Annotated in this window: 28 protein-coding genes; 14 read left to right on the top strand and 14 right to left on the bottom strand. The window is 69.8% G+C overall.

The genetic code is table 11. From position 1 onward, the window contains the following. Window positions 1-79: 79 nt before the first annotated feature. Entirely contained in the window at window positions 80-1,537 is a 1,458-nt protein-coding gene (locus tag ABD235_RS11310) for an MFS transporter (RefSeq protein ID WP_344172847.1), read from the bottom strand. Window positions 1,538-1,601: 64 nt separating this feature from the next. Beyond that, a complete protein-coding gene (locus ABD235_RS11305) occupies window positions 1,602-2,429 on the bottom strand; it encodes an oxidoreductase (RefSeq protein WP_344172845.1) in 828 nt (275 codons plus the stop codon). Window positions 2,430-2,543: 114 nt separating this feature from the next. On the opposite strand from ABD235_RS11305, the gene ABD235_RS11300 reads away from it, so the two are divergent. Next, window positions 2,544-3,086 carry a TetR/AcrR family transcriptional regulator gene (locus tag ABD235_RS11300; RefSeq protein WP_344172843.1) on the top strand — a complete coding sequence of 181 codons (543 nt, stop codon included), beginning with the start codon at window positions 2,544-2,546 and terminating at the stop codon, window positions 3,084-3,086. A 16-nt stretch (window positions 3,087-3,102) separates the two neighbouring features. On the opposite strand, the gene ABD235_RS11295 is transcribed toward ABD235_RS11300, so the two are convergent. Continuing rightward, entirely contained in the window at window positions 3,103-3,873 is a 771-nt protein-coding gene (locus ABD235_RS11295; protein ID WP_344172841.1) for a ZIP family metal transporter, read from the bottom strand. Window positions 3,874-4,059: 186 nt separating this feature from the next. Here ABD235_RS11295 and ABD235_RS11290 point away from each other — a divergent pair, with 186 nt between their 5' ends. Genes ABD235_RS11290 through ABD235_RS11275 form a run of 4 tightly spaced genes read left to right on the top strand, consistent with a single transcriptional unit; the run spans window position 4,060 to window position 7,461 of the window. Continuing rightward, window positions 4,060-5,220, top strand: a complete 1,161-nt coding sequence (locus ABD235_RS11290) for a glutathione-independent formaldehyde dehydrogenase (RefSeq protein WP_344172839.1) — start codon at window positions 4,060-4,062, stop codon at window positions 5,218-5,220. After that, window positions 5,220-5,798, top strand: coding sequence for a type 1 glutamine amidotransferase domain-containing protein (locus ABD235_RS11285; protein ID WP_344172837.1), 579 nt, complete (start codon window positions 5,220-5,222; stop codon window positions 5,796-5,798). Before ABD235_RS11290 ends, ABD235_RS11285 begins: the two co-directional genes overlap by 1 nt. After that, window positions 5,795-6,289, top strand: a complete 495-nt coding sequence (locus tag ABD235_RS11280) for a hypothetical protein (protein ID WP_344172835.1) — start codon at window positions 5,795-5,797, stop codon at window positions 6,287-6,289. Before ABD235_RS11285 ends, ABD235_RS11280 begins: the two co-directional genes overlap by 4 nt. Further along, window positions 6,286-7,461 (top strand): zinc-dependent alcohol dehydrogenase, encoded by a 1,176-nt coding sequence (locus tag ABD235_RS11275; RefSeq protein WP_344172833.1) that lies wholly within the window; start codon window positions 6,286-6,288, stop codon window positions 7,459-7,461. Before ABD235_RS11280 ends, ABD235_RS11275 begins: the two co-directional genes overlap by 4 nt. Here ABD235_RS11275 and ABD235_RS11270 read toward each other — a convergent pair. Both ABD235_RS11270 and ABD235_RS11265 read right to left on the bottom strand, forming a co-directional pair. Next, window positions 7,398-8,456, bottom strand: coding sequence for a response regulator transcription factor (locus ABD235_RS11270; protein WP_344172830.1), 1,059 nt, complete (start codon window positions 8,454-8,456; stop codon window positions 7,398-7,400). The genes ABD235_RS11275 and ABD235_RS11270 overlap by 64 nt on opposite strands. 229 nt (window positions 8,457-8,685) lie before the next feature. Next, entirely contained in the window at window positions 8,686-9,150 is a 465-nt protein-coding gene (locus ABD235_RS11265) for an MDR/zinc-dependent alcohol dehydrogenase-like family protein (protein WP_344172828.1), read from the bottom strand. A 46-nt stretch (window positions 9,151-9,196) separates the two neighbouring features. Here ABD235_RS11265 and ABD235_RS11260 point away from each other — a divergent pair, with 46 nt between their 5' ends. Next, window positions 9,197-10,114 (top strand): alpha/beta fold hydrolase, encoded by a 918-nt coding sequence (locus tag ABD235_RS11260; protein ID WP_344172826.1) that lies wholly within the window; start codon window positions 9,197-9,199, stop codon window positions 10,112-10,114. Here the strand turns inward: ABD235_RS11260 and ABD235_RS11255 are convergent. Both ABD235_RS11255 and ABD235_RS11250 read right to left on the bottom strand, forming a co-directional pair. Then, window positions 10,104-10,241, bottom strand: coding sequence for a hypothetical protein (locus ABD235_RS11255; protein WP_344172824.1), 138 nt, complete (start codon window positions 10,239-10,241; stop codon window positions 10,104-10,106). The two genes, ABD235_RS11260 and ABD235_RS11255, sit on opposite strands and share 11 nt — an antisense overlap. A gap of 26 nt (window positions 10,242-10,267) precedes the next feature. Then, window positions 10,268-11,002, bottom strand: coding sequence for an SDR family NAD(P)-dependent oxidoreductase (locus tag ABD235_RS11250; protein ID WP_344172822.1), 735 nt, complete (start codon window positions 11,000-11,002; stop codon window positions 10,268-10,270). A gap of 124 nt (window positions 11,003-11,126) precedes the next feature. On the opposite strand from ABD235_RS11250, the gene ABD235_RS11245 reads away from it, so the two are divergent. Beyond that, complete coding sequence (locus ABD235_RS11245) at window positions 11,127-11,711, top strand: TetR/AcrR family transcriptional regulator (protein WP_344172820.1); 585 nt, start codon at window positions 11,127-11,129, stop codon at window positions 11,709-11,711. A gap of 13 nt (window positions 11,712-11,724) precedes the next feature. On the opposite strand, the gene ABD235_RS11240 is transcribed toward ABD235_RS11245, so the two are convergent. Further along, on the bottom strand, window positions 11,725-12,624 hold the full coding sequence (locus ABD235_RS11240) for a LysR family transcriptional regulator (protein WP_344172818.1): 900 nt from the start codon (window positions 12,622-12,624) through the stop codon (window positions 11,725-11,727). Window positions 12,625-12,771: 147 nt separating this feature from the next. On the opposite strand from ABD235_RS11240, the gene ABD235_RS11235 reads away from it, so the two are divergent. Together ABD235_RS11235 and ABD235_RS11230 are read left to right on the top strand one after the other, a co-directional pair. Then, window positions 12,772-13,395 carry an NADPH-dependent F420 reductase gene (locus ABD235_RS11235; protein WP_344172816.1) on the top strand — a complete coding sequence of 208 codons (624 nt, stop codon included), beginning with the start codon at window positions 12,772-12,774 and terminating at the stop codon, window positions 13,393-13,395. Window positions 13,396-13,436: 41 nt separating this feature from the next. Continuing rightward, window positions 13,437-14,369 (top strand): SDR family oxidoreductase, encoded by a 933-nt coding sequence (locus tag ABD235_RS11230; protein ID WP_344172814.1) that lies wholly within the window; start codon window positions 13,437-13,439, stop codon window positions 14,367-14,369. Here the strand turns inward: ABD235_RS11230 and ABD235_RS11225 are convergent, their stop codons facing one another. The 4 genes from ABD235_RS11225 to ABD235_RS11210 all read right to left on the bottom strand — a co-directional run bounded on the left by ABD235_RS11225 (window position 14,370) and on the right by ABD235_RS11210 (window position 19,278). Continuing rightward, the gene (locus ABD235_RS11225) at window positions 14,370-15,971 is read right to left on the bottom strand and encodes a DHA2 family efflux MFS transporter permease subunit (protein ID WP_344172812.1); all 1,602 of its coding nucleotides are present in this window, start codon (window positions 15,969-15,971) and stop codon (window positions 14,370-14,372) included. It lies immediately after the preceding gene. Between the two features lie 104 nt (window positions 15,972-16,075). Continuing rightward, the gene (locus tag ABD235_RS11220; RefSeq protein WP_344172810.1) at window positions 16,076-17,554 is read right to left on the bottom strand and encodes a cryptochrome/photolyase family protein; all 1,479 of its coding nucleotides are present in this window, start codon (window positions 17,552-17,554) and stop codon (window positions 16,076-16,078) included. Between the two features lie 44 nt (window positions 17,555-17,598). After that, entirely contained in the window at window positions 17,599-18,252 is a 654-nt protein-coding gene (locus ABD235_RS11215) for a fasciclin domain-containing protein (protein WP_344172808.1), read from the bottom strand. Between the two features lie 129 nt (window positions 18,253-18,381). Further along, entirely contained in the window at window positions 18,382-19,278 is an 897-nt protein-coding gene (locus ABD235_RS11210; RefSeq protein WP_344172806.1) for a helix-turn-helix domain-containing protein, read from the bottom strand. Between the two features lie 146 nt (window positions 19,279-19,424). Here ABD235_RS11210 and ABD235_RS11205 point away from each other — a divergent pair, with 146 nt between their 5' ends. Next, window positions 19,425-20,267, top strand: a complete 843-nt coding sequence (locus ABD235_RS11205; protein WP_344172804.1) for an SDR family oxidoreductase — start codon at window positions 19,425-19,427, stop codon at window positions 20,265-20,267. Here the strand turns inward: ABD235_RS11205 and ABD235_RS11200 are convergent. After that, the gene (locus ABD235_RS11200) at window positions 20,225-21,118 is read right to left on the bottom strand and encodes a helix-turn-helix transcriptional regulator (protein ID WP_344172801.1); all 894 of its coding nucleotides are present in this window, start codon (window positions 21,116-21,118) and stop codon (window positions 20,225-20,227) included. The genes ABD235_RS11205 and ABD235_RS11200 overlap by 43 nt on opposite strands. Window positions 21,119-21,266: 148 nt before the next feature. Here ABD235_RS11200 and ABD235_RS11195 point away from each other — a divergent pair, with 148 nt between their 5' ends. The 4 genes from ABD235_RS11195 (at window position 21,267) to ABD235_RS11180 (ending at window position 25,059) form a co-directional block, all read left to right on the top strand. After that, the gene (locus ABD235_RS11195) at window positions 21,267-22,286 is read left to right on the top strand and encodes a zinc-dependent alcohol dehydrogenase family protein (protein WP_344173705.1); all 1,020 of its coding nucleotides are present in this window, start codon (window positions 21,267-21,269) and stop codon (window positions 22,284-22,286) included. Window positions 22,287-22,311: 25 nt separating this feature from the next. Further along, window positions 22,312-22,830 carry a cyclophilin-like fold protein gene (locus ABD235_RS11190; RefSeq protein WP_344172800.1) on the top strand — a complete coding sequence of 173 codons (519 nt, stop codon included), beginning with the start codon at window positions 22,312-22,314 and terminating at the stop codon, window positions 22,828-22,830. A gap of 20 nt (window positions 22,831-22,850) precedes the next feature. Continuing rightward, complete coding sequence (locus ABD235_RS11185; protein WP_344172798.1) at window positions 22,851-24,080, top strand: multidrug effflux MFS transporter; 1,230 nt, start codon at window positions 22,851-22,853, stop codon at window positions 24,078-24,080. Window positions 24,081-24,360: 280 nt separating this feature from the next. Beyond that, complete coding sequence (locus ABD235_RS11180) at window positions 24,361-25,059, top strand: GAF and ANTAR domain-containing protein (protein WP_344172796.1); 699 nt, start codon at window positions 24,361-24,363, stop codon at window positions 25,057-25,059. Here ABD235_RS11180 and ABD235_RS11175 read toward each other — a convergent pair. Further along, complete coding sequence (locus ABD235_RS11175) at window positions 25,056-25,754, bottom strand: GAF and ANTAR domain-containing protein (RefSeq protein ID WP_344172794.1); 699 nt, start codon at window positions 25,752-25,754, stop codon at window positions 25,056-25,058. The genes ABD235_RS11180 and ABD235_RS11175 overlap by 4 nt on opposite strands. Between the last annotated feature and the right edge of the window lie 62 nt (window positions 25,755-25,816).

Below are 25,816 nucleotides of genomic sequence, written 5' to 3'. Positions count from 1 at the left end.
GGCAGTGCTCCTTCCGTACCTCGATCCATGGCCCGGTACCCCAGCTCAGGGGCTGTGATTCCTTGTGCAGCAGGGTTTTTCAGCGGGTGCGCGTCATCGCGTGGTCACCGATCGCCACGGTTCGGTCGCCGAGCGCGGCGCTGCGGCGGGCGGAGGCCCGGGAGCCCAGGAACATCACCACCGCGAGGATCAGGGCCAGGACGAAGAAGACCGCCGCGCCGGTGAAGGTGGCGTGGAAGCCGGCCGCGAGCTGCGCGGGGTTCGGGGTGTCGCCGGCGGCCTTGGCGAAGACGATCGTGAGGACGGCGATGCCGAGGGAGCCGCCGAGCTGGTGGGCGACGTTGACCAGGCCGGAGGCGGCGCCCGCGTCCTGCGGCGCGACGTCGGCGACGCCGGCCTGGGTCATCAGGATGATGGCGATGCCCTGACCGACGCCGATGACGAGCAGGGGCAGGACGATGTCGGGGAAGTACGTCGAGCCGGCGTGGATCTGGGCCAGCCAGGTCATGCCGGCCAGCGCCACGACCAGCGACGCGACCAGAAGCACCGGGCGGCCGAGCCGAGTCACCAGCGGTCGTACGACGTACACCATCGCGAAGAACATGCCGGTGATCGGGACGTAGGCAAAACCGGTCTCCAGCGCGGTCAGACCGAGCACGCCCTGCAGGTACTGGCTGAGGAAGTAGAAGGTGGAGAAGGTCGCGCCGACGATCAGCACGCGCCCGGCGTACGCGCCGGAACGCTCGAGGCTGGCGAACAGCCGCAGCGGGGTGATGGGCTGCGCGACCCGACGTTCGACCAGTACGAACGCGACCAGCAGCAGTACGGCGAGCGCGAACGAGCCGATCGTCACCGGGTCGGCCCAGCCGGCGTCCGCCGCGCGGATGAAGCCGAACACCAGTGCGCTCATGCCGACGGTGGAGGTGAGTGCGCCGGCCAGGTCGAAGGTGCCGGTACGACGTTCGGTCTCGGGCAGGAACCGGAAGGCGAGGGCAACGATCGCGATCCCGATCGGGACGTTCACGAGCATGCCCCAGCGCCACGACAGCAGGTCGGTGAACACACCACCGATGACGATCCCGACGCTGCCGCCGGCGCCGATCACCGCGCTGTACAAGGCGATCGCGCGGGTCCGTCCGGCCGGGTCGGGGTAGTTGGCCACCAGCAGGGCGAGCGTCGACGGGATGGCGAACGACGCCGCGACGCCTTGCGCCGCGCGGGCGGCCACCAGCCACTCGGCGCTCTGCGCGAGACCGGCGGCCAGCGACGCGGCCGTGAACAGGGCCAGCCCGGCGACGAACACCCGGCGGCGACCCAGCAGGTCACCGGCCCGGGCGCCGAGCAGGAGCAGGCCGCCGAAGGCGAGCACGTAGGCGTTCTGGACCCAGGACAGGCCGGCCTGGGTGAAGCCGAAGTCGCGCTGCACGTGGGGGAGTGCGGTGGTGATGATCGAGGTGTCGAGCGCCATCATCAGCTGGCAGCCGAGGATGAGCGCGAGTGCTACGGTCCGGGCGCGGCCCGGGGCGGGGGTGGACATCGAAACGCTTCTTTCGGGACCTAGGCCGCGGTCAGCGTGCCCAGGGGTCGAGTGGTTGGTGGGTTCAGTAGTCGGTCGACGTGGTGACGTCGGCCCAGCGGGCGGCTTCCTCGGCGCGGGACCTGGAGGCCTTGTCGGCGTGTTCGAGCGCGTCCTTGCCCAGCAGCAGCCGCAACGGCGGGTTGTCGAGGGCAACGATGTCGACGATCGCGCGGGCGGCCTTGGCCGGGTCGCCGGGCTGCTTGCCGTCGGTCTCGGCGCGGTAGCGGTTGATCTGGCCGACGGTGGACTCGTAGTCCGCGCCGACCTGGTGCAGCGTCATCGAGGAGCCGCCCCAGTCGGTGCGGAAGGCGCCGGGCTCGACGATCGTGACCTTGACCCCGAAGGGCTTCACCTCGTTGTTCAGCACCTCGGAGAAGCCCTCGACGGCGAACTTCGCGGTCTGGTAGGCGCCCATCCCGGGAGTGCCGCCGGCGCGGCCGCCGATCGAGGAGAACTGCAGGAAGTGACCGCCGCGCTGGGTGCGGAACAGCGGCAGCGCGGCGCGGGTGACGTTGACGACGCCGTACAGGTTGGTCTCGATCTGGGCGCGGAAATCGTCCTCGGCGATCTCCTCGATCGGGGCGCTGTTCGCGTAGCCGGCGTTGTTCGCCACCACGTCCAGGCCGCCGAAGACGTCCACGGCGGTCTGGACGGCCGACCGGGCGGCCGCGGCGTCGGTGACGTCGAGGGCGAAGGGGTGGATGGCGTCGCCGTACTGCTTGACGAGGTCGTCGAGCTGCTCGGGACGGCGGGCGGTCGCCAGGACGCGGTCTCCGCTGTCGAGCACGGCGGTGGTCAGCGCGCGACCCAGGCCGCGCGAGCTGCCGGTGATCAGCCAGGTCTTGCTCATGATGATCGTCTCCTCCAGATTTGTTCTGTCACATCACTGTAGCATTTAGGTTCTAGAAGACAACAGCGATGATGCGGTAGCGACTCGTACTGTCACGCAGGCTAGGCTGGGGGAGTGAGAGCAGACGCAGCACGCAACCTCGAGAAGATCCTCAGCACCGCCGCGCGGCTGCTGGCCGCCGATCCGGGCGCGAGCATGGTCCGGATCGCGGCGGAGGCCGACGTCGACCGCCGGACCGTGTACCGGCAGTTCGAGTCGCGCGAGGCGTTGCTCGCCGCGATCTACACAGCGCGGTACGACGCCGTCGAGATCGCCTTCGAGAACGCCCGGCTGACCGAGGCGCCGGTGGCGGTGGCGCTGCACCGCTACGTCGAGGGCATCGTCGAGGCCACCCGGCGCTGGCCGGTCGCGTTCGACCAGATGGCCGCCGACCCCGCGACCGCGGTCCGGCGCCGCGAGCTCGGCGATCGCCTCGACGCCTTCATCCGCCGCTGCGTCGACGAAGAACTGTTCCGCGCGGACCTGCCCGACGGGTGGATCGAGGGCCTGCTGCGCCAGGTCACCAAGGTCGCGGCCGACGACCTCACCCACCTCGAGGCCGCCCAGGCGGCCGATCTTGTCGTCGAGACCCTGCTCCGCGGAGTTGGCCGCTCCTGAGCCGGACCGGCCCCGCCTATCCCAGTCGTTCGACGGTGAAGGCGGTGATGAAGCCGACGGTGGCGATCAGGCCGGTGTAGAGCTGGGTGCGCTCGAACGCCTCGGGGATCATCGTGTCCGCCACCATGGCGAGGATCGCGCCCGCGGCGACGGCGGTGATGACGGCGATGGTGGCTGGGGACGCGCCGTCGAGCAAGAGTGCTCCGAGCAGGCCGGCCAGGCCGCTGGCGATCGCGATGCCGCACCAGACACCGAAGACGTAGCCCGCGGACCGGCCGCTGCGCTTCATCCCGGCGGCGCTCGACAGGCCTTCGGGCAGGTTGGAGATGAAGATCGCGACGAGCACGGCGACGCCGACGCCTTCGCCGCTGAGCAGGGACAGCCCGAGGACCACCGATTCGGGGATGCCGTCCAGCAGGGCGCCGACGGCGATCGCGACCCCGCTGCCCTTCTGCTCCTCCTCCGAAGGTTGCTGATCCTCCGACCGCTTGCGGTGCCGCCCGCCCCGCCGGGCCAGTACGACGTTGGCGGCGACGTACGCGGCGGCCCCGGCGAGGAACCCGGCCACCGTGGGCCGCAGGCCGCCGGTCGACTCCGCTTCGTCGACGAGGTCGAAGGCCAGCGCCGAGATCAGGACCCCGGCACCGAAGGCCATGATGCCGGCGACCGCCGACCGGGGAACCGTGACGAACCAGGCGACGGCAGCACCGATGACCAGGGCCCCGCCGGCGAGCAGTCCCCAGAGTCCGGCCTGAAACCAGACGGCCGTCAGCGCCGGCCCCGCCATCGGGCACTCCTTCCCTCGGTTGTCAGGCGTTCTTGTACCCATCAGGGTCCGATGCAGACGCCGGCCGTGGAGACCTGCGCCCGCGGGATTGTCGGCAGTTCTGCCGATACCGGGGAGCACGTGGTGCTGCCTGTAATGGAAAGGAGAGATCAGCACAGTACGGCGAATCCGCGACGAGGAGGCGGCATGAAGGCAGTGGTGTACGAGGGACCGGGGAAGATCAGCGTCAAGGAGGTGTCGGACGCGAAGATCGAACGACCGACCGACGTCCTGGTGCGGATCACGTCGGCGAACATCTGCGGCTCGGACCTGCACATGTACGAAGGCCGGACGGACTTCGAGCCCGGTCGCTGGTTCGGCCACGAGAACCTGGGTCAGGTGGTCGACGTCGGCGACGGGGTCGACAAGGTGCGCGTGGACGACTGGGTCGTGCTGCCGTTCAACATCGCGTGCGGGCACTGCAAGAACTGCGAGCGGGGGCTCACGAACTACTGCCTGACCGCTCAGCCCGAACCGAACCTGGCGGGCGCCGCGTACGGCTTCGCCGACATGGGCCCGTACGGCGGGGGACAGGCCGAGCTGCTGCGGGTGCCGTGGGGCGACTTCAACTGCCTGCGCCTCGGCGAGGACGCCGAGGAACGGCAGACCGACTACGTCATGCTCGCCGACATCTTCCCGACCGGCTACCACGCGACCGAGATGGCCGGCGTACAGCCGGGCGACCAGACGGTGATCTACGGCGCCGGCCCGGTCGGGCTGATGGCCGCGCTCTCGGCGACCATCCGGGGCGCCGGCAAGGTGATGGTCGTCGACCGGCATCCCGACCGGTTGCGGCTGGCCGAGTCGATCGGCGCGATCGCCATCGACGACTCGAAGGTCGATCCGGTCCAGGCCGTCCTCGACGAGACGATGGGGCTGGGTGCGGACAACGGCTGCGAGTGCGTCGGCTACCAGGCGCACGAGCCGGGCGGCGAGGAGCAGCCGAACCTGACGATGAACCGGCTGGTCGCCTCCGTGCGGTTCACCGGGAAGATCGGGAACGTCGGCGTCTTCGTGCCGCAGGATCCCGGGGCCTCCGACGAGCTGGCCAAGCAGGGCAAGCTCGCCTTCGACTACGGCATGTTCTGGTTCAAGGGTCAGCACATCGGCAGCGGGCAGGCGCCGGTCAAGAAGTACAACCGGCAGCTGCGCGACCTGATCGCCGCGGGCAAGGCCGAGCCGTCGTTCATCGTCAGCCACGAGCTGCCGCTGGACCAGGCGCCGGAGGCCTACGAGCACTTCGACAAGCGCGACGACGGCTGGACGAAGATCGTCCTGCATCCTTCGATGGCCGGGGCAGGTGCCTGATGACCAGCACGGTTCTGAAAGGACGCCGGGTCGCCATCCTCGCGGCCGACGGCGTGGAGCGGGTCGAGCTGGAGCGGCCGCGGCAGGCGCTGGACGACGCCGGCGCCGTCACCGAGGTCGTGTCCATCAAGAGCGGGGAGATCCAGGCCCGCGACCACGATCTGGAGGACGCCGGCACCTTCGTGGTGAACCAGCTGGTCGGCAAGGTGTCGGTGGACCAGTACGAGGCGCTCCTGCTGCCGGGCGGGACGGTCAACCCCGACAAGCTGCGGATGGAACCCGCCGCGGTGGAGTTCGTCCGCGACTTCGTCCGGTCGGGCAAGCCGGTCGCCTCGATCTGTCACGGGCCGTGGAACTTCGTCGAGGCCGACGTCGCGCGGGGCCGCCGGCTGACGTCGTGGCCGAGCATCCGCACCGATCTGCGCAACGCGGGGGCCGAGGTGGTCGACGAGGACGTCGTGACCGACGGCAACATCACCACGAGCCGGTCGCCGGACGACCTGCCGGCGTTCTGCGGACGCATCGTGGAGGAGTTCGCCAAGGCGCCGCAGTCGGCGGGCGCGGGAGGCCGGGCATGAACTCGTCGATCGGGAACGCGGCGTCGCTGGCCGCGCGGGCCGGCGGGACGCTGGTCCGGCAACTGCGCTCGGCTGTCGATCCGTCCGGCGGCCGGCCCGCGGGCGGGAGTCAGCCGGCGTCCGGGTGGCTCGTGGTGACGGTACTGCGGGACCCGACCGAGCTGGACGCCGCGAAGCTGCCCGCTCCGCTGGCCGAGTTCGGTGACCGGATCGAGGTCCGGATCCGTCCCGCTGCCGGCAGCAAGGGCACCGAGCTGGCGGTTCGGCTGCGCGACCGGGAGCAGTCGTCCTCGGGCGGCGCGCTCAACCGGCTGCGTGGCAGCGATCCGCAGGCGGACCTGCGGTCGGCGCTGCGCCAGGCCAAGCAGCTGATCGAGGTGGGCGAGGTGCTTGCGGTCGATCCCGCGCCCCACGGCCGGCGTACGGCGACTCCTGGAGGCGTGCTGCTGGAGTCGTGGACCAAGGCCGCGCCGAAGGCCGGTGTGCGATGAAGGCGGTGACGTGGCGCGGGGTCAACGAGATCGGGGTCGAGGACGTCCCCGAGCCGAAGATCCTCAACGACCACGACATCATCCTGGAGGTCGGGCTGAGCGCGACCTGCGGCTCGGATCTGCACCTGGTCGGCGGCTACATCCCGGCCATGCGGGCGGGTGACGTCCTCGGTCACGAGTTCATGGGTACCGTTGCCGAGGTCGGTCGCGGGGTCACCAAACACCAGGTGGGCGACCGCGTGGTCGTGGTCTCCTTCACCAGTTGCGGACAGTGCTGGTACTGCAAGCAGGGCCTGTGGTCGCTGTGCGACAACGGCAATCCCAACCCGGGCATCACCGAGGCCCTGTGGGGCCAGTCGATCGGCGGGTGTTACGGCTACTCGCACGCGATGGGTGGATGGGCCGGCAGCCACGCCCGCTACATCCGGGTGCCGTACGCCGATCAAGGCGCGTTCCCCATCCCCGGCAACGTCTCCGACGAGCGGGCGCTGTTCGCCTCGGACGCGGCGCCCACCGGGTGGACGGGAGCGCACCAGGCCGGCGTACAGGCTGGTGATGTCGTCGCGGTGTGGGGTGCGGGAGGCGTCGGCCAGATGGCCGCGCGCTCGGCGATGCTGATGGGGGCCGAGCGGGTCGTCGTCATCGACCGGTTCGACAACCGGCTGGAGCAGGTCCGCACGTACATCGGGGCCGAGACGCTGGACTACGAGAAGGCCGATGTTCCGGCCGAGCTCCGCGAGCTGACCGGAGGCCGGGGACCGGACGTGTGCATCGAAGCGGTCGGGATGGAGGCGCACAGCCCTGGCCCGCAGTACCTCTACGACCAGGTCAAGCAGCAGCTGCGGCTGCAGACCGACCGGCCCGCGGCGGTCCGTGAGGCGATCTACGCCTGCCGCAAGGGCGGGACGGTGTTCACCCTCGGCGTCTTCGCCGGTCTGGTGGACAAGTTCCCGCTCGGCGCGGTGATGAACAAGGCGCTGACCCTGCGGGGCGCCCAGCAGCACGGGCACCGCTACATCCCGGAGATCCTCGAGCGGATGAGCCGGGACGAGGTGCGGACCGAGCACCTCGCGACGCACGTGATGCCGCTCGAGGACGGACCGAAGGGCTACCGGATGTTCAAGGACAAGGAGGACGGGTGCGTTCGTGCCGTCTTCCGTCCCGCTGGGTGAGTGGGTGACGGAGCGGGAGGGACGTAGCAGCCCTCCCGCTCGGCCCGCACCGCGGCGACCGTCCTCGTTGCCGCCTGCAACTTGTTCAGGAGGTGCTCGACGTGGGTGGCGACAGTACGGGGAGCGACGGCCAGCCGCGTGGAGATCTGCTGGTTGGAGCTGCCCTCCACCAGCAGACCGAGCACCTGGAGCTCGCGCGGGGTGAGGCCCCGGGAATCGCTGTCGGGCGTCACCAGGAGTACGCCCAGTACGAAATCAGGGAGCTCGGACGCGGCCAGTACGGTCATCCGCACGTGGTCGCCCGCGTCCTCCACCGGCCACAGGAACGACCGGTAGACCTGCCCGGCCAGGAGCGTACCCCGGGCGATCTCCACGACCGGCGACTCCGCGATCAGGAGCGCGTGGTCGTCGAGGCCTGACAGCGGCGAGGTGGTGCCGTCCTGAAGCAGGACCACTCCCGCGACGGCACCTTGCACGATGCGCGCGGTGAACAGCAGCGAACGCATCGGGGACAGCGCCCGAGCGATCAGCGGGGAGAGCTGCCCGAGGCGGTCGCGCGTCGCCGGCGCCGGTGGCTCTCTGCTGGAGTACAGGAGGCCGAGGATTCCCACGTGGCGGCCACAGGGCTCGAACAGTGGCACGCCCAGAGCCTCCCGGAAACCGGCCGGCGCGAGGCACTCGGTCCAGGTCGCCAGTTCGTCGACGCCGACCGGCAGGTCCGCCGTACTGACCGGCGGTCGGTCGCGGTTGAGTCCGGTCAGCTCGATCTCCTCCGCTACCGCCGGACGGTCGAGGTAGGCGGTGACGGACCGGTCCAGCCCGGAGCTGCCGATGGGTGCGTAGACCTTCGCCCGTGGATCGGTCAGCGCGACCCAGGCGGCGTCGAAGGGCACCCATCGATCGAGTCTCTCGAGCAGCGTTCTCGCGCGGTCGGGCAGGGGAGAAGTGGACGCGGCGATCTCGGTCATCGCGGCGACGGGCGGATCGTCCCGCATGGTGAACTCCCTTCAGGGCCACGGAATCAGCAGGCGCCCGACGCTCCGAGGAGATCGCGGTCCACGACCGGCCGAAGCCGTTCGCCGACTGAGGAAGGCCCGTCGGTACCCACGCGGCGACCGAATATCCCCCGACACGCCCGGGCGAGTCGGCGCCGCCGCGGTTGTGGACGCCGTTCGTCCCGGTGCCGTGGCTGATCTGGCCGCCCCCGTCTGCCGATATGGTTGCTTAGGGCAAGAGAATGACCTTGCCGTTCAGCGTGCGAGACTCGGCGAGTTCCAGCGCGGCGGCCGCTTCGGTGAGCGGGAAGCGGGCGGCGATGTTGTCGAAGACCGCGTCGACGCCCGCGGCGGCGTGCCGGCGTACGACGGCGGGAAGGTTCGGGTCGGCGTAGTCGACCGGTACGACGCGGGCGGCCCGGAGGGCGTCGTGGTGGCGCGGGGACGCGGCGCCGATGACCGTGACGCCGTGGAGCTGGGCGAGCTGGATGAGGATTCCGCCGACGCCGCCGTTCGCGCCGAAGATCAGCACCGTCTGACCTGGTTTCACCTGAGCGGCGCGGTGCAGCATCTGCCACGCGGTGACGCCGTTGACGACGACGGTTTCGGCGTCCTCCGGGCTGATCCCGTCGGGAACGAGGACGCTGTCGCGGGCTTCGAGGCCGAAGCGGAACCATCCGCTCCCAGGCCTCACAACTACCATCGGTCGTCCGGAACGGCTGACGACGGGAAGGTTGCGCATGGCGCTCAGCAAGCTCACGGGCACTGCCTACTTGGACACGGGCGTACGGATGCACTACTACGACGCCGGACAAGGATCGAACACGCTCGTGCTCCTGCACGGGTTCCCTCAGACCGCGTGGCAATGGCGCCATGTGCTGGAGCCGCTGGCGCGTGCCGGGTACCGCGTCATCGCCCCGGACTACCGCGGCGCCGGCCACTCGTCGCGCCCGAGCCTTTCGCCGGGTCGGCCGGGCGATCTTCGGGGCGAGGTGACGCTGCCGCGCGGCGGCTACACGAAGTGGGAGATGGCCGAGGACATCCATCTCCTGCTGCACGACCACCTCGGACTGGACGGCCCGGCCTTCGTGCTCGGGCACGACATCGGATCGATGGTCGCGACGGCGTACGCGTTCCGCTATCGCGACCACACGCGGGCGCTGGGTTTCGGTGAGGCGTCCCAACCGGGCACCGCGTGGTTCGATCGGATGAAGTCGTCACCCACCGAGTGGCACTTCTCGTTCCACAACCAGCTCGACCTGCCGGAGATGCTCGTCGCGGGGCGGGAGAGGCTGTACTTGCAGTACTTCTTCGATCGGCACGCGGCCAGGCCGACCGCTGTCGATTCCGCGTCGTACTTCACGGCGTACGAGCAGGCGGGAGCGCTGCGGGCGGGCTTCGAGCTGTATCGCGCGTTCGAGCAGGATGCTCGAGACATCCGCGCTGCGTTGCAGGCGGACGGGAAGCTGGCCATGTCCGTCCTGGGGATGTACGGGATGGCCAGCCTCGCTCATGCGAAAGGTGCCGAGGAGATCGGGCGTGAGCTCGCCGAGAATCCAACGGTCGTTGGCATTTCGGGCTCCGGTCACTGGATCGCCGAGGAGAACCCCGAGGAACTTGTCAACGCCATCCTCCGCTTCGACGGACTCAGTCGGTGAACTCGTTGACGTCGTCGGCCTTGGGCTGATCGCGTCCCATGACCTCGACGGTGTTGCCGCCCGCCACCGCGAGCGTGCTGATGGTCCGGGCCATGTTTCCCGTGCCGATGAGGGTGATGCTGCTCATGAGATGTGCTCTCTTCCTGGTGGGGGTCAGATGGCGGTGGTGCCGCCGTCGGCGACCAGTTCCAGGCCGTTGACGTAGCTGGAGTCGTCCGAGGCGAGGAACAGGGCGATGGTGGCGATCTCCTCGGGCCGGCCCATCTGTCCGCGGGGGATGAGCGACTCGAAGGCGGCCTTGGTCGCCTCGTCGAACAGCTCTTCCTGCTTGGCCGTGGCGACCTGGCCGGGGGTCAGGACGTTTACCCGGATCTTGCGGTCGCGCAGCTCGTTGAGCCAGACGCGGGCCCACGCCTGCTGGACGGCCTTGCTTCCGGCGTACAGGCTCCAGCCGGGGAAGGCGCCGAGGGAGGCGTTGGATCCGGTCATCAGGATCGAGCCGTTGTCGTTCATCAGTGGCAATGCCTTCTGCACGGTGAACAACGTGCCGCGTGCGTTGAGCGAGAAGGCGCGTTCGAACTGTTCCGGGGTGATCTCGCCGAGAGGCCCCGGTTCGCCCATCCCGGCGCTGGCCCACAGGACGTCGATCGAGCCCTTCTCCCGCTTGACGGCGTCGTACAAGCGGTCGAGATCGTCCAGGTCGGCCGCGTCGCCCTGGACGGCGGTGACGTTGCGGCCGATCACCTTGACGGCGTCGTCCAGGGCTTCCTGCCGCCGGGCCTGGATGAAGACGTGCGCTCCTTCCTCGACGAACAGTTTGGCGCCGGCCAGTGCCATGCCGGTGGAACCGCCGGTGATCACTGCGACCTTGCCATCGAGCTTTCCCACGATCACTCCGTTGTTGGGGGTTGCGGTGCTATGTACACCGATTTGTGTACGTAACGTATCCCGGCGGCGGGCAGGAGTGCAAGCTAAGTACACCGATCGGTACCGCGCGGCGTATGCTGGAGACATGACGGAGTCGGAGAAGGGGCCCCTGGGCCGGCGGCGCGGCCGGGGTGCGCGCGAGCGCATCCTCAGCGCGTCACAGCAGCTGTTCCGTGAGCAGGGCATCAACCGCACCGGCATGGACCAGCTGTGCGCGGTGGCTCAGGTGTCCAAGCGCACGGCGTACCAGCATTTTCCGAGCAAGGACGAACTGGTCGCCGAGTACCTGCGCCGGTTCGACCCCGAGATCATGCCCGGAGTGTTCGACCGCACCGACCTCACGCCGCGCGAACGCCTTCTCGCGGCCTTCGAGATCCCGGCGTCGATGCCCCTGTGCCCCTACATCGGGGCGGCCGTCGAGCTCCACGACCCCGAGCACCCGGCATCCCAGTACGCCCGCGACTACAAGGTCGCCATCGCCGCGCGGTTGACCGAAACCGCCCGCGAAGCCGGCGCCACGAACCCTGAGCAACTCGGTGAACAGCTGGCGCTGCTCATCGACGGCGCCTCGGCCCGCACCCGGGTCCTCAACAGCGAATCGTTCCCCACTGCTGCCGCCATCGCCGAAGTCCTGATCGACAACGCCATCCCGGCGTCAGCCCAACGATGAGATCCGGACGGCGCTACGTCTCTCTGCGGCCGTCCGGATAAGCCTCGTAGTTCCCGCAGTCTGCGGTGATGCCGGCCGTTGCCTGCGCGGCGGCGAAGAAGTCGTCGGCCAGTGGCGAGGTGCGCGACGCCGCCATCGCGAGACCTACCTGGTCGGGCGCGAGCTCCGGGATGGGGACGTAGCTGATGTCCGGGCGTGAGTAGAACACCGTCTCCGAACGGGCCACGAACGAGATGCCCCGGCCGGCTGCGACGTGCTCGAGTTTCTCCTCCACGCCGCGCGCCCGGAGCCCGGAGTCGGGGTGCGGGCGCCTGGTGGGCTGCGTGCTCGGGTCGGCGTGCCAGACCAGAGGCTCGCCGGTCAGGTCGGCCTCGGTGACTTCCTCCTTGCCGGCCAGCCGGTGGCCTGTGGGAAGCACCACCAGAAGCGGCTCGGTGTACAGCGGGATCACGCGCAGGCCGGTCTCGTCGATGGGCAGCCGTACGTACGCGACGTCGATGCGGCCGTCGAGCAGCATCGCCGCGCTGTCGTCCCACTCGATCCGCTGCACGTCCACGACCACGTCCGGATGTTGGGCCTCGAAGACCTGGGTCGCCGGAATGACCGGGATGCCGGTCCGGAAACCGACCGCCAGTCGTCGGCTTCCGTGGGCGGCCACGGCGACCCGGCGGCGGACCGCGTCCGCGGACGCGAGCAGCGGCCCGGTGTCGGTCAGCAGCTGCCGACCGGCGTCGGTCAGGACCACGCCGTGGCGGTTCCTGGTGAACAGCGCGGCGCCGAGGTCCTTCTCCAGTGCGCGGATCTGGCGGCTGAGCGCCGGCTGCGCGATGTGCAGCTCCTCGGCGGCGCGGCCGAAGTGCAGGCCCTCGGCGACGGCGCGGAAGTAGCGCAGTTTGCGCAGGTCCAGATCCATGGAACCTCCCGGTCTGGTGATGCCTTGACGGTATCACCACGGTCGAAACAAGTCTTGGACAGTCAGTTCCGGCCAATGACATCGTTTCGGGGGTTGGGAAATGCAGGAGAAATGCCGTTCTTTTCGGTGAAGAAAGCAGGAGAATTCATGAGTAGCGTCAGCATCATCGGCCTGGGGAACATGGCTCGGGCCCTTGCCGGACGAGCACTTGCCGGAGGCAACGAGGTCGAGGTCGTCGGCCGCGACCAGGCCAAGACCAAGGAACTGGCCACCACGCTCGGCGGCGGCGCCACGGCCGGGACCTTCGGCACCGTTCCCACCGGCGACCTGGTCATCCTCGCCGTCCCGTACGCCGGTGCGGCGGCGGTGATCAGCGAGTACGGCGAGGCGCTGGCCGGCAAGGTGGTCATCGACATCTCCAACACCTTCAACGCCGACGCCACCGAGCTGGTCACGCCTCCTGGCACGTCCGGAGCACAGGAAATCGCGAAGGCCCTCCCGGGCAGCGCGGAGGTCGTCAAGGCGTTCAACACCGTCTTCGGCCACGTCCTGGCCCTGGGGCGCCCGCTGGACGTGTTCGTCGCCGGCGACGACCCGCAGGCGAAGGCCGCCGTGTCGGCGTTCGTCGAGAGCCTCGGACTGCGTCCGCTCGACGTCGGCGACCTGAAGATGGCCCGCTGGCTCGAGGGCGTGGGGCCGCTGCTGATGGGCCTGGCGCGCAACGGCGCGGGCACCTTCGACGTCGCTCTCGGCGTCAGCATTCTCAGCTGAGCGCAATTTCTTCCACCGAATCATTCACCAGGAGCAGCAGCGTGCGCGTTTTCGTCACCGGCGGGACCGGCCATTCCGGTTCGTACATCATTCCCGAGCTCGTCGCCGCCGGGCACGAGGTCACCGGCCTGGCCCGGTCGGACACGGCCGCGGCAACGGTGTCGGCGCTCGGCGCGAAGGTGCGTCGCGGCGACCTCGAGGATTTCGACGGACTCCAAGAGGCGGCCTCGGACTCCGACGGCGTCATCCACGTCGCGCACCGGCAGGACCTGCTGCTGACCGGCGGGATCGACGCCGTGGCTGCCGCGGAGCTCCCGATCATGCACGCGTACGGCGAGGCGCTCGCGGGCACCGGAAAGCCGCTGGTCACGGCAGGGAGCATCGGCTCTCCCGGGCAACTGGGCCGGCCGGTCACCGAGGACGACCCGGCCCTTCCCGTCGGCGACGAGCACCAGGGCACCCTGCGGACTCGCAACATCGTGGAAACCGCCGTCATCGGTCTCGCCGAGCGGGGAGTGCGGTCTTCCGTCGTACGGATCGCCAACATCGCGCACAGCACGACCGACCGGGCCGGCTTTCTCCTGCAGCTGATCGCCATCGCCCAGCAGAAGGGCTTCGTCGGTTACCCGGGCGACGGCGCGAACCTGTGGAACGCCGTCCATGCCCGCGACGTCGCCGCCTTGTTCCGGTTGGCGCTGGAGAAGGGTCCGGCGGGCAGGTACTGGCATGCGGTGGCCGACGGCGCGATCCCGCTCCGCGAGATCGCCGAGGCGATCGGCAGCCGGCTGGGCCTGCCCGTCGTGAGCGTTCCCGCGGACGAACTGATGGTGCCGGGATACTTCGGGTTTCTGGCGAACATCGTGACCCAGAGCTACCCGGCGTCCAACCTCATCACCCGTCGGGACCTCGGCTGGGAGCCTGCTCAGCCCGGCCTGCTCGCCGACCTGGACAACGGGCACTACTTTCCGGCCTGATCAGGGGATGGCTGCCGGTGGGAGGTCTTCCTTGTGGACGGCCGGGTGCTCCTGCTGCTTGCGGGGGAGCATCAGGGCCGGCACCAGGGTGAGAAGGACCAGGGACCAGGCGACCCAGTAGGTGTGGGAGAACGACGTGGCGGCGTCGACCAGTCCGCGGGCGATTGCCGCCGGGTCCAGATGCAGCGGGGCCAGGTTCTCCGGGCGGGTGTTGGACAGGATGGCGGCCTGGGTTTCGCGCAGGCCCTCGCCGGCGCCGGGGATCTGCTGGGTGCCGGGGATGATCGGAGAGTTGTTGAGCTGGTTGGTGAGGATCACCGACATCGTCGCGACGCCGCACGACGACGCGATCTGCTGGGTGATGTTGAGCAGCGTCGAGCCGCGCGCGACCTGGGAACCCGACAGGGTCCTCAGCGCCGTCGTGAACAGCGGCATCATCGTGCCGCCCATCCCGAAGCCCATCACGACCAGCATGGCGATCAGCCACGGGTACGGCGTGGTCGCGGTGACCTGGGTCAGGCCGAACATGCCGATCACGATCAGCCCGATCCCGAACGGCACGATCCGGCCGACCGGGATCTTGTCGACCAGCCGCCCGGCGATCGGCATCGTGACCATCGCGCCCAGGCCCTGCGGCGCCACCAGGAGCCCGGCGTGCAGCGTCGACTCGCCGCGGATCTGCTGGAAGTACGTCGGGACCAGCAGCAACCCGCCGAAGAACGCCGCCGCGAACAGGAACATCGTGACGATCGAGACCGTGAGGTTGCGGTCGCGGAACAGCCGCAGGTCCAGCAGCGGGTGCTCCGGCCGGAAGCTGTGCCAGACGAACGCTCCCATCAGCAGCACCCCGGCCAGCACCGAAACCCACACCCGGGGAGCGCCGAAGTCACCGCCCTCGGCGGGCAGCGACGAGACGCCGAACAAGAACAACGCGAGCCCGGGGGACATCAGCGCCAGGCCGAGCAGGTCCAGGGACGCGGACCGCTGCGACCGGTCCGCGGGAAGCGCGAACCAGGCGTAGACCAGCGCGGCCACGCCGAGCGGCACGTTGATCAGGAAGATCCAGTGCCAGCTCGCCACCTGGATCAGCCAGCCGCCGAGGATCGGCCCCAGGATCGGGCCGAGCAGCATCGGTACGCCGAGGATGGCCATCAGCCGTCCCATCCGGCGGGGTCCGGCGGCCTGGGTCATGATCGTCATGCCGAGCGGCATCAGCATGCCGCCGCCGAGTCCCTGCAGGACCCGGAAGCCGATCAGCATGTCGATGCTCGAGGCGGTGGCGCACAACGCGGAGCCGGCCGTGAACAGCAGGATCGCGGTCATGTACAGCCGCTTGGTGCCGAACCGGTCCGCCGCCCACCCGGTCAGCGGGATGACGGTCGCGAGCGCGAGCGTGTACGCCGTCACCGTCCAGGCGACGTGCGAGTACGCGATCGGCCCGTCCGCCGTACCGAACTCGTCCTGGAACGTCGGCAGCGCGACGTTGACCACCGTGATGTCGAGGATCGACATGATGGCGCCGAGCACCACCACCCCGGCGATCTTCAGTACGGCGGCATCGATCTCGTCGGGATAGTCGGCCTGGGTTGCCGGCTGGCTCATCGTCGTCCCCCCTGCGGCAGGATTTGATCGCCCACGAGCGTACGCCCGAACCACGCCCGACGACGAGCACTTTCTCGACCGGCCCTCAGGACCGCGCACATCCGTCACGGGATGCTGTTTCCGCGCGCCTCCTCCTGCTGCACGAGCTCCGGCAGGTCGTCCAGGCGGGTCCGCGCCGTCAGTTGGCGGGCGATGCGCTGGTTGCCCTGGAGACGGTCGGCGTTGCGGTCGAGGAACCACCAGTAGCCCGCGGTGAACGGACAGGCGTCGGGGCCGACGCGGAGGCGGGGGTTGTAGCGGCAGTCGCCGCAGAAGTCGCTCATCTTGTTGATGTAGGCGCCGCCGGCGGCGTACGGCTTGGTCGCGAGCAGGCCGCCGTCGGCGTACTGGGACATGCCGACGACGTTGGCGACCATCACCCAGTCGTAGCCGTCGACGAAGGAGCGGTGGAACCAGTCCGTCAGCTCCTGCGGGCTCCAGCCGCGCTGCAGGGCGTAGTTGCCGAGGACCATGAGCCGGGGGATGTGGTGCACCCAGCCGTGCTCGCGGACACCGCGCAGGACCTCGGACAGGCAGCGCGCCTGGACCGTGCCGTCGGCATCGAGTTCGGTGAACCAGTCGGGGAGTCGCCGGCGGGCGAGGAGCTTGTTGCGGTGCCGGTAGTCGTGTCCGAAGTGCCAGTACAGGTGCCACATGTAGTCGCGCCAGCCGATCAATTGGCGGACGAACCCCTCGACCGAAGCCAGGGGCGCTGCGCCGGAGCGATAGGCGTCCTCAGCCCGCTCGACCGCTTCGAGCGGATCGAGCAGGCCGAGGTTGAAAGGTGCCGACAGCAACGAGTGTGCCATCCAGTCGTCCGCGGCGAGCATCGCGTCCTCGTGCGGCCCGAACCCCGGCAGGCGATTCCCGACGAAGTCGCGCAGGACGTGCAACGCCTCCCGCCGGGTCACGGCGAAGCGACGGGGACCGTCGGCGCCGACGAAGCGGACGTCGCCGTCGCGCTCCCAGCGGTTCAGATCGGCCCGGACCTCCTCGTCGATCTCGTCCTCGGTCGGCCACCACGGCTCCGCGGTGTCCAGGGTCGGCTGCTTCGGCGGCGCTTCGCGGTTGTCGTGGTCGAAGTTCCACCGGCCGCCGACCGGGTTCCTGCCCTCCATCAGGACGTCGAGCCGAACCCGGGCCTCGCGGTAGAAGTCCTCCATCAGCAACCGCTTCGCACCACGCCGGCCGGCCCAGTCCTCGAAGTCCCCGCGGCTGGGGGTGAAACCCCGGGCCGCGAGGACCTCGACCCGCTCGAGACCACGGACGAACCGATCAGCGGCGTACGACGTGGGTTGGCAGACGCTGAGCTCACCGCTGACCCGGTCGAGCGCCTCCCGGTAGGTCCCCGCTCGCTCGAACTGGGCGCGGTCGCCGAGCTCGGCCGCGCGGTGCCTCAAGGCGGACAGCACCAGGTGAGCCTTCTGACGATGGAACCGCCGCCGGGCGAACACCGCCTTCGACTCGATCAGCAGCACCGGCTGGTCGGTCGAGTCCACGAAGTGAGGTCCCAGCTGGTCGGCGAACAACCATCGTCGCTTCATGGTTCGGCAGTACCCACCCGACGGCTACGGCGATCCCGTGCAGGTCAGATGTCGAGCGGACGCAGTACCAGCCAGATGCCGTGGGCGATCTGCTTGTTGCCCTTGTTGATGTCGAGGGCCCACGGGTTCACCAGCGGGTCGGTGTCGTTGCGGTCGGCATCGATCAGCCGGATCAGGCGGTAGCGCTTGCTCAGCACGTCCACCTTCACGGTGCCTCCCGGCAGGGCCGTGGTCAGCCTGGCGCCGTCGGACTTGAGCGCCGTACGGCTGTCGATCGTGGCGCCGGGGACGACGTGGTACAGCAGGACGGCCTCGATGGTGTCGACGCCCAGCAGCCCGGCCAGCCCGGCGAAGAGCTGGCTTTCCGACCTGTACCACTTGCCGGTCAGGTCCTTGGCCAGCAGCTGGAAGGCCCGGTCGCTCGGCAGGAACGCGGTGAGCGCGGTGTTGCCGTCGGCCAGCACCTTGACCGGGCTGTTCGGCTTGGCCGCCAGCACGGCGCCGACCGCCTGGGTCAGTACGTCGTAGTCCTTCCAGTTGCGGTCGAACGTGTCACCGTCCGAGGCCAGTACGGCGGCCAGGCTGCGGGTTCCGAGCCGCTGGGTCGCGTCGGCCTGGGTCGTGGTCGCGACAGCGCTGGTGAGCAGCACTCCGAACGCGACGGCACTGGCGGTCAGACGTCGTGAGATCTTGCGCATGGGACAACCTCTCGGCCGGACGACGGCACCGTTGCCGCCGTTCTCACCGCTTCTTCCGGCGAACGGGCCGCCGCGGATGCACCTGTGCAAAACTTGTGCAACGCCGGATGCCTTGCGACCGCCGATCGCTTACTCCGGCGTCGGGGCGGCCTGCTCGACGGCGGGCGCGGACCAGCTGGCGAGCAAGTTCAGGGCGTCCTGCGAGGGGGAGTCAGGGTCGGCGGTGTAGGTGACGAGGCTCTGGCTCGCGTCGGCTGCCAGGGGGAAGGATTCGTAGGGCAGGTCGAGGTCTCCGACGACCGGGTGGTGGAGGAGCTTGACGCCGGTGGAGTGGATGCGGACGTTGTGCGCGGCCCAGCGGACGCGGAACGCGTCGCTGCGGGTGGACAGCTCGCCGATCAGGTCGGACAGTTGGCGGTCGTACGGATCCCGGCCGGCCTCGGCGCGGAGGGTGGCGACGGTGTCGTTGGCCACGGTGTCCCAGGCGCGGAAGAACCCGGTGGCGTGCGGGTCGAGGAACACGAACCGGGCGGTGTTCGCCGGCCGGGCCGGGTCGGCGAACACCGGTGCGAACAGCGCGTGGCCGAGTGCGTTGGCGGTCAGGACGTCGAGTCGTCCGTTGAGGACGAACGCCGGCGTACCGGCCATCGAGTCCACGACGCGTTGCACGGTTGGGCGGACGCGCTGCGGAGTTGGACGGCGGAGCGGTGGCCGGCGGGTGGTGCCGGCGCTGCGCAGCAGGGCGAGCAGATGCGTCCGTTCCGCCTCGTCCAACTGCAGCGCGTGCGCGATCCCGGCGATGACGCTCTCGGACATCCCGGTGGCGTTGCCGCGCTCGAGGCGCGTGTAGTACTCGGTCGAAATGCCGGCCAGTAGGGCGACTTCCTCCCGGCGCAGGCCCGAGACGCGTCGCCGGGCGCCGCCGTAGATCGGTAGGCCGGCCTGTTCGGGGCTGATCCGGGCGCGCCGGGTGATGAGGAACTCCCGGATGTCGGTCCGGAGGTCGCGATCGTTTCCGGCTGCCATGTCCTCCACTCTACGAGCGTGTCCGGGGGCTTGGGGGTCCCTCTGAGTACCCCTTTGACAGGGACTCCTCCCGCCTCGGACCGGGTGGTTGCTTTGGACATCGGCACCGCGGTTCCGCGGTGTCCGAGACAGAGGAGCACAGTCGCATGACCGACAAGAAGGTTTGGTTCATCACCGGCGCCGGGCGGGGTCTGGGAGTCGACCTCGCCAAGGCCGCCCTGGCGGCCGGGCACGCCGTCGTCGCCACCGGCCGCAACGCCGAGCGGGTCTCGGCGGCGGTCGGCGCCCACGAAGATCTCCAGGTTCTCGGCCTCGACGTCACCGATCCGGCAGCCGCAGAGTCGGCCGTTCGGGCCGCGGTCGACCGGTTCGGGCGGATCGACGTACTGGTGAACAACGCCGGGAACTACTACGCCGGGTTCTTCGAGGAGATCAGCCCCGAGGACTTCCGGGCCCAGGTCGAGACCAACCTGTTCGGCCCGCTCAACCTCACGCGCGCGGCGCTGCCGGTACTGCGTGCGCAGCGCTCTGGTCTGGTGGTGACGATCTCGTCGACCGCCGGCCTGGCGGGCGGGGAGTTCATGACCGCGTACGCCGCCTCGAAGTTCGCGGTCGAGGGGTGGATGGAGTCGCTGGCGCCCGAGGTCGCACCGTTCGGTATCCGCACCATGCTGGTCGAGCCCGGGTTCTTCCGTACCGAGCTACTGACGCCGGAGTCGACCAGCTACCCGGCGACCTCGATCGACGACTACGCCGAGCGCTCCCAGCAGACGATCGAGTTCTTCACCAGCATGGACGGCCGACAGGGCGGCGACCCCGCCAAACTCGCCGACGCGCTGGTCGAGCTCGCAGGTCAGGCTGAGCCGCCGCTGCGCTTCGTCGCCGGCGCGGACGCCGTCGAAACAGCCGACCACAAGGCCGACCTGCTCCACGCTCAGACCGATGCCTACCGCGAGCTGTCGTCGTCCCTGGCCCACGCCGACGCCTGAGCCGGTGCTGCCCAGGAGGCGAGCAAGTGGAGTCGTTCGGCGGAAGGGGAGCCGGGTTCGGCGGTGTAGACGAGGAGGACCAGTCCGGGCTCGGCGGTGATCGCGAGTTCTTCGTAGGCGAGGGTGAGCTCGCCGACGACGGGGTGGTTGAAGCGCTTGGTGCCGGAGCCGTGGGTGCGGACGTTGTGGTCGGCCCAGAGGCGGCGGAAGGTCTCGCTGCGGGTGGAGAGTTCGCCGACGAGGTCCTGGAGACCGCGGTCGTGCGGGTCGCGGCCGGCTTCGGCGCGCATGATGCCGACGCACATCTGCGCGAACAGGTCCCAGTCGGGATAGAAGTCCCGGGAGGCCGGATCGAGGAACTGGAACCGGGCCAGGTTCGGCGTGCGCCCGCTGTCGCCGATGACGGGGGAGTAGAAGGCGCGGCCGAGCGAGTTCGTCGCGAGCAGGTTCTGGTGCGGGTCGCGGACGAACGCGACGGCGTCCGTGATCGCGTCCAGCGCCCACTGCAGGCTGAGCCGCGACGCGGCCTTGCCCGGCGTACGACGGCGTGAGCGTCCCGAGGTCGGGATGCCGTCGGCTGCCCGGGCGAGGTCGAACAGGTGAGCGCGTTCGGTCTCGTCCAGTTGCAGCGCTCGCGCGAGAGCGTCCAGTACGCCGGTCGAAGCGCCGGCGATCTGGCCCCGCTCCAGGCGGGCGTAGTACTCGACGCTCAGGCCGGCGATGGTCGCGACCTCGCTGCGGCGCAGGCCGGGGACCCGGCGGGTGCCGGTGGTCGGCAGGCCGGCCTGTTCCGGCGTGATCCGGGCGCGGCGGGTGGTGAGGAACTCGCGTACCTCCGAACGGTTGTCCACGACTCCGACAGTAACCCGTCGACCGCCGTGAGAGGGGTGCCCTGTCAGTACACCCATCGACGGTGACTTCCTCCCCGCCCGGCCGGCGCGTTCACTGGGAAGGTGCCCCCGTTCGTGGGGGTTCTCGATGACGAAGGAGAAGCACGCGATGCGCCAGGTAGTGATGCATGCCCCCGGCAACGTTCAGGTCGAGGACCGCGAGGACCCGAAGATCCTCGCCCCGACCGACGCGATCATCCGCCTGTCGGCGACCTGCATCTGCGGCAGCGACCTGTGGCCGTACCGCGGGGCCGAGCCCGTCGACCACCAGGTGATGGGGCACGAGTACGTCGGCGTCGTGGAGGAGGTCGGCGACGAGGTCCGCACCGTCAAGGTGGGCGACTTCGTGGTGGGCTCGTTCTGGGCCTCCGACAACACCTGTGAGATTTGCCAGGCCGGTTACCAGGCGTACTGCGTGCACCGGGTGCTGATGGGAACCATCGGCACCCAGTCCGAGCGGGCCCGCATCCCGTTGGCCGACGGCACGCTCGTCGCCACCGCGGGGATGCCCGACGCCGACCTGATCCCGTCGCTGATGGCGGCTTCCGACGTACTGGGCACGGGCTGGTTCGCCGCTGTCGCTGCCCAGGCCGGTCCGGGGAAGACGGTCGCGGTGGTCGGTGACGGCGCTGTCGGCCTGTTGGGCATCCTGGCCGCCCAGCAGCTGGGCGCCGAGCGGATCATCGCGTTCAGCCGCCACGCCGATCGCCAGGCCCTGGCCCGGGAGTTCGGCGCCACCGACATCGTCGAGGAACGCGGCGAGGAAGGTGTTGCCCGCGTGAAGGAGCTCACCGGCGGGCTCGGAGCCCACTCGGTGATCGAGGCGGTCGGTACGCAGGAGGCGATGATGCAGGCCATCCACTCCACCCGGGCCGGCGGCCACGTCGGCTTCGTCGGTGTCTCCCACGAGGTCGCGATCCCCGGTGACGAGCTGTTCATGGCCGGCGTCCACCTCCACGGCGGGCCCGCACCGGTCCGGCAGTACCTGCCTCACCTGATCCAGCTCATCTGGGACCGAAAGATCAACCCCGGCAAGGTCTTCGACCTGACCCTGCCGCTGGACCGGGCCGCCGAGGGCTACCGGGCGATGGACCAGCGGACCGCCACGAAGGTCCTGCTCACCGTCTGATGAAGGCCTGCCACGAAAGGGAGCGATGAGGGACTTTCGTCGGACCGCGGTCGCGGTGGTGGCGTTGGCCATCGGGTCGACGCTGGTTGCCTGCGGCGCCGATGCCACACCCGGGGACACCGCTCGAGTGGCAACGCCGACCAGCAGCGACACCGCTCGACCCACGACACCGACCAGCAGCGAGGAGAACGGGATGAGACTTCGGATCACGATCGGCGACGAGCACTTCCAGGCCACGCTCGACGAGAGCGCCGCCAGTCGCGATCTGGCTGCCCTTCTGCCGCTCACTGTCCGGATGAGTGACCACGGAGGGGTGGAGAAGACAGGTCGCCTGCCGTCACCGCTGTCCCTGGACGGTCAGCCGGCCGGCGCCGACCCCGCGGTCGGCGATGTCGGCTACTACGCCCCGGGCAACGATCTCGTCCTCTACTACGGCGACCAGTCCTACTACGACGGCATCGTCGTCCTGGGCCGCCTGCGCGACGACGCCGCCGAGCGCATCGCGGCCATGGACGGCTCGATCACGGTCCAGCTCCAGCGCTGACACCGAACGGAAGAGACAACATGCAACAGGCTCCGTCGGAGGACGCCAGGCCGGTGCTGAAAGCACAGTTGACGGCCGGGCTGATCGCGACCGTGGTGTTCTTGACCGCGATCGCGCCGCTGGCCACCGACATGTACGTCCCGGCCTTCCCGCAGGTCGCGGGTGACCTGTCCAGCACTGCCACGCAGGTCCAGCTGACCTTGACGACGTTCTTCGTCGGTATGGCGCTCGGCCAACTCGTCGGTGGGCCGGTCTCGGACCAACGCGGCCGGCGGGGGCCGCTGCTCGCGGCGCTGCTGGCCATGACCGCGGCCTCGGTCGTCTGCGCGCTCGCGCCGAGCATCGCGGTCATGACGGTGGCGCGGCTCGTCCAAGGTTTCGCCGGCGGCTGGGCGATGGTGACCGGCCGGGCGATCATCGTCGACCTGGCGACCGGCGTACGGCTGGTGCGGGTTCTGAACGTCATCGCCGCGGTCGGCGGCATCGCTCCCATCGTCGGTCCGCTGCTCGGCGGACTCATCCTGCAGCTGTCGCACTGGCGCGTCTCGTTCTGGCTCGTCGCAGTACTGGGTCTGGCGATGACGTCGGCGGTCCTGGTCGCGGTCCCGGAGTCGCTCCCGCCCGAGCGCCGTCACGCCGGTGGACTGGGCAATTTCCTCGCCGCCGGGCGCATCGTCCTGGCCAACCGCGAGTACGTCGGCTACCTGGTGGTCGCCGGTGCCGCGATGGGCGCGCTGTTCGCGTACGTCGCCACGTCCGCGTTCGTGCTGCAGTCCATGAACGGGCTCTCGCCGATCGCGTACTCCGTCGACTTCGCCGCCAACGCCGCCGGGATGACCGTCGCCGCGCTGATCGCGGCGCGGCTCGCTGGACGAGTCTCCACCCGCAAGCTCATCCTGGTCGGCCAGCTCGCTGCGTTGGCCGCAGGTCTCGCGTTGCTGGTCGGCGCCCTGTGGTTCGGCACGCCGCTGGTTCTGGCGCTGGCGTGCTTCTTCGTCCTGATGACCGCGCAGGGGCTGATGATCCCCAACGGCGGCGCACTGGCTTCTGCCGCCGTACGGGATCACCCCGGTACCGGGTCCGCCGTCCTGGGATTCGTCCAGTGGGTCGCGGCCGGGACGATCGCGCCGATCGCCGGGCTGGGCGGCGAGCACACCGCCGTACCGATGGCCGCCCTGGTGACTGCCGGCGCTGCCGTGTCCATGGCCGGCCTCCTGCTCGTGGCCAAGCCGGTGCGCCGTACGCCGTAGGGGCTGGTAGGAGCGGCCCCGGTGCTCTCTGCTGAACCCCCGGGACCTGGGCACTCATTCGCTCGAGCGGCAGAGGTTCCTGCCTCCACTATCCACCACGGGCCAAGCGGACGAAAGCGGGGCCCGCCGACTCGCCGAGCTCATCGCCTGGTGACGGTGCTGCTACCGAAGGTGAGCCGTCGCCACGGGTTGGCTGCGAGCGGCGTTGCCAACTGTGCGGAGCGCGTCGTGGACCCTTAAGGTGAGCCGGATTGTTGTGTTCGGTGGGAGGGGATGTGCGATGAGTTCGGCTCAGTCCGACGACCTGGCGGCGGTGATGACCGCCGCTGCTGCGACGCTGCGGGCGCCGATCGATCTGGACAAGACTCTCGAGCAACTGCTGGCCAGTGCGATCGACACCGTTCCCGGGATCGACCAGGCGAGTCTGTCGATCACGACCCGCGACGGCAAGATCGAGACGCTCGCTCCCACCGACGAGCGCGTGGTGCGCGCCGACCAGCTGCAGTACGAGCTGCAGGAAGGCCCGTGCCTGGAAGCGGCGCTGGCCGAGCCGGTGGTGGAGTCCGGCGACCTGTCCATCGATCCGCGGTGGCCGCAGTACGGGCCGAAAGCGGCGGCGCTCGGATTCGGTGCCCAGATCGCCTTCCAGTTCCGGGCCGAGCCGCACGCGCGCGGCGCGCTCAACCTGTACGCCGACGAGAAGCACAGCCTCGACGCGGACACCCGCGCGCTGGGCGCCCTGTTCGCCGGGCTGGTCGCGGTCGCGATGGGCTGGGCGCGGCAGGACGACAGCATGGCCCAGGCGCTGATCAGCAGGAACGTGATCGGTCAGGCGGTCGGCATCGTGATGGAGCGGTACACGGTCGACCCCGACCGTGCCTTCGCGTTCCTGGTCCGGACCTCGCAGGACAGCAACACCAAGCTCAGGGCCGTCGCCGAGAGCATCGTCGCCGACCTGGTCAGCAGAACCAGGAGCTAGCGCTTCGGGCCGGCCTGCAGGTCGTTCAGTACGTCGGCGGCGACGTCGCGGAGCTTGCGTTGCTGGTCCTGCGAGCAGCGGCGAAGCGTGTTGAACGCCTGCTCGGCGGTGACGTTGTGGCGTTCCATCAGCACTCCGCAGGCCAGGCCGACCCTGCCTTGGGCCTCCGCCGCGCGGACGAGGTTCTCCTGGGCCTGGGCGCGGTCCAGCGCGATCGCGGCATGCAGCGACAGCGTCCACATCCGATCGGCCAGTTCGGGAGTGACCGCGTCCGCGAGCGGATGGGCGAACGACAGTACGCCGAACAGGTTCTGGCCCCGATCGAGCAGCTGCACGCTGAACCAGCTCCGCCAGCCGTGGGACGCGGCCACCGCCGCCCAGCGCGGCCACAGTTCGGTCGCGGCCAGGTCGGGGCAGTACACCGCGCTCGCGCCCTCGCTCACGTCGAGGGCCGGTCCTTCGCAAAGGTCGGTCTGCGACGACATGACGTCGAGCAGGCCCGACTCGCTGGCGGCCTCGGACACCAGCCGGCGCCGCCGCCCCAGAGCGATGCTGATCGCACCGTCGCCCATGATCGCGGCCCCTTGGTCCGCAACCGTCGCGGCGACGGCCGCGACGGTGTCTTCCTCGTGCAGTTCGGAGACCAAGGCGGCGAACAGGTGGACGGGCTCCGACGGCGACTGAGCAGTGGACATGACGAGCGAGCCTCCGGACGATCGAATCCGTTGGGCCCGCTTCCTGAGCCGACACCGCGGAG

The sequence above is a fragment of the Kribbella lupini genome, from assembly GCF_039529595.1.
Taxonomy (GTDB): domain Bacteria; phylum Actinomycetota; class Actinomycetes; order Propionibacteriales; family Kribbellaceae; genus Kribbella; species Kribbella lupini.
The sequence above is the reverse complement of the archived record's forward strand: the minus strand, read 5'-3'. Positions and strand labels throughout refer to the sequence as shown.